This is a genomic window from Flavobacterium nitrogenifigens, from assembly GCF_003254565.1.
In the GTDB taxonomy this organism is placed as follows: domain Bacteria; phylum Bacteroidota; class Bacteroidia; order Flavobacteriales; family Flavobacteriaceae; genus Flavobacterium; species Flavobacterium nitrogenifigens.
Map to the genome: position 1 here is coordinate 1 of NZ_QJRI01000133.1, position 2,250 is coordinate 2,250.

The 2,250-nt window shown below is 43.8% G+C and carries 1 protein-coding gene; it reads right to left on the reverse strand.

The window, feature by feature from the left end; genetic code table 11:
- A partial coding sequence (locus DM397_RS00620; RefSeq protein ID WP_239457756.1) for a condensation domain-containing protein occupies window positions 1–2,250 on the reverse strand: 2,250 nt, incomplete at both ends.

Sequence of the window (2,250 nt, forward strand, 5' to 3'; positions counted from 1 at the left end):
GGTAAATCCAGCGGGATCTTCTGATCTGTCGCATGCAGAAGCTGATAGAAATCTTTAATTAAAATACTCATACACCAGCCATCAGAAAGGATATGATGGTGGCTCCAGATAAACTCATATTGATCATCGCCCAGATCCAATACCCCAAGTCGCATCTGTGAAGGGGTCTCCAGGTCAAATCCCAATGTCTTGTCTTCTAATTTTACGGACGCAATGTAAGCTGACGGATTGATTCCATCAGGGATTTGACGGTATGAAAAATGATTCGCCACTTGCTTTCTCACCAATTGTAAAGGGTGGTCGCTCAGATCATAGGTAAAGCTTGTTCGCAGTACGCCATGTCGGGACACTAATTTATTATACGACTCTTCGATAGAGGCAATACTCAAACCAGAAGCTTTTATCCTGTAGGACATCTGCTCGAAATACATCGGGTTGGATTTATCAGACAGCCAGTGGTAATAGATTCCTTGCTGTAACGGAGAAAGTTTATAAACATCCTCAAGGCTATTGTCTCTGTTTATTCTGGATAAATCTGAGATGCTTAAACCTTTAAAGGTTAAATCCGATGGGGTTAGTTTTGGTTCTTTTATAACGCTAAGCTCCTGAATTAATCCAACAAGATTTTTATGATAGCAGGCGGCTAAGTTTTCAATGGTTTGTAAATGGTAAAGTGCTTTAGAGAAACGAACAGACAGCCTAAGCTCGCCTGAGACCAGCATTCCTGAAACACTCAAAACGGCATCGCTCTGAATGGCTGCAGCAATATCTGAACCGATATTCTCTGAGGAATATTCAAATCTCGAAGCCGATTCGTTACCTGCATTATATCCAAAATCTCCCAAATAGTTGAACTCAATCGGATGCTGGAAATCTCCTTTTAATCCATCTGATAAATAGCGCTGGATTCCGTATCCGATCCCTTTATTGGGGATTTTTCGTAAATCTTCTTTTACTTCAATCAGACTCGCGATCGGGGATGCTGTGTTTTTTATGTTTAGCAAAAACGGATAGGCCGAAGTAAACCAGCCAACGGTTCTGCTGATATCAACATCGGCGATAATGTCTTCCCTGCCGTGGCCTTCCATTTTAATAACGCTTTGATCCAATCCGAAGGCCTCTTTTATGGCAAGGCCTAAACCGGTAAGCAAAACATCGTTTATCTCGGTATTATAAGCCCCGTGAACTTGTGTCTGAAGCAGTTCGGTCATGGATTTGTCAAGGCTCAGCGAAACAATGCTGTCCATTCTCTCAAGCCCTGAAGATGCCATATCCGTTGGAAAAGACCCTGAGCTTTGGCTGCAAATAGACTCCCAATAAGACTTCTCTGACGCTTGGGCATCGCTAGCAGCATATTGCTGCAGCAGCTGGGACCATCTCTGGAAAGAATCTGTCTTTAGGGGCAATTCCGGGTTTTCTCCTAAGCTGAATTGGCTGTACAGGGTAGATAAATCCTCAAGCAAAATACGCCAGGAAACGCCATCTACAACAAGGTGGTGGATGATTAAGCCTAAGCGGTCCCCGCCAGCCAATCGAAAATGGGCCGCTTTAAGCAAAGGGCCTGTCTCTAGATTAAAACTGCTCTGAAGCTTTTCTCCCAGCGCTGCCATGGCTTCCAATTCATTTTCTTCTTCTCGCAGGTCATAAAAATATACGTTTGCATCACCCGCTGCAATGCCCTGGTTGAACTGTGTCCACTTAGCGCCTTCCTGGCTGTAAACCATACGAAGCGCATCATGGTGCCCGGTTAAAAATGCTATGCTTTTTACTAACAGCTCATGGTTTAAAGCTTCTTTGCTTTTTAAAACCACGGACTGGTTAAAATGATGGTGCAATTTAAAAATAGGATCTTCGAAAAAATAACGCTGTATAGGGGTCAGATCCACCGCCCCAATTACCGCCGACTGATCGATGCTGCGAACGCTTAATTCCAAATATTTGGTCAGATCCTCCAGTACGGGAACCTGAAGGATATGCTGGATTTTAAGGCTGTAGCCGTGCTGTTTTAAACGCGATACGATCTGGATCGATTTGATTGAATCGCCTCCTAAATTATAAAAACTGTCTTTTATACTAATGGAGTCTCTTTTGAGTACGTCTTCCCAGACCAAAACCATTAGTTTTTCTTCTTTGCTGCGAGGCGCTGCATATGGATTTCTGATAAGGTCTTCGCCTTCTACTCCCGGCAGGGCTTTGCGGTCGATCTTTCCATTTGGGGTAAGCGGCAGCTCTTCCAGTTCTACGTAAAAC